The organism is Streptomyces sp. 4F14 (assembly GCF_048159485.1).
GTDB lineage: Bacteria > Actinomycetota > Actinomycetes > Streptomycetales > Streptomycetaceae > Streptomyces.
This window is the reverse complement of the sequence record NZ_JBLRVY010000108.1, coordinates 1-504: the sequence shown is the minus strand read 5'-3', so window position 1 is coordinate 504 and position 504 is coordinate 1. Positions and strand designations below refer to the sequence as shown.

The following is a 504-nucleotide window of genomic DNA, read 5'->3' as shown; positions in this document are numbered from 1 at the left end:
GCCGGATGCAGGAAGCCCGCTCAGCCCTCTACCTGTTGTGCGGCGACGACACCGTCGACCTCGCCGCCGCTCTCGCGCGCCGGGTCTGGAGTTCCCGGCCCAGCGAGGGCAGGGACGATCTCAAGGCCGAGCACCGGGAGACGGAGGAACTCCTGCGCCGCTTCACCCATCAGCTCCGGCAGGAGATCGCCAGGACGTAGCCTCAGTTCCGGGCCTGTGCCGAGCGGCGGCGCATGGGACCGTCAACCCGCCCGGACCAGGAAACGCTGATCCGCGGCGCCGGTGCAGCGTTCCTCGATCGCCTCGGCGCCCGCGGCGGTGTCGTTGTCGACGATGCCGATGCACCCGCTGCTCGTGGTCGGACGCAGACGGAACGTCCCGGCAGTGGATTCCAGACGGAAGACGGTGCCCTGCGCACAGTTCCGGCGGGGTTCGAGCATGCCCTTGATCTGGTCCTCGCCCATCACCGTCAGGCACCCCTTTCCCATCCGGGGATGGTGCCAC

The 504-nt window shown here is 69.6% G+C and carries 1 protein-coding gene and 1 pseudogene; one reads left to right on the top strand and one right to left on the bottom strand.

Going from position 1 to position 504, the window contains the following annotated elements:
• A pseudogene (locus ACLZOT_RS49850) lies at positions 1-200 on the top strand (hypothetical protein); the annotation flags it as partial.
• Between the two features lie 42 nt (positions 201-242).
• Here ACLZOT_RS49850 and ACLZOT_RS49845 read toward each other — a convergent pair.
• A partial coding sequence (locus ACLZOT_RS49845) for an RICIN domain-containing protein (protein WP_416975963.1) occupies positions 243-504 on the bottom strand: 262 nt, incomplete at its 5' end.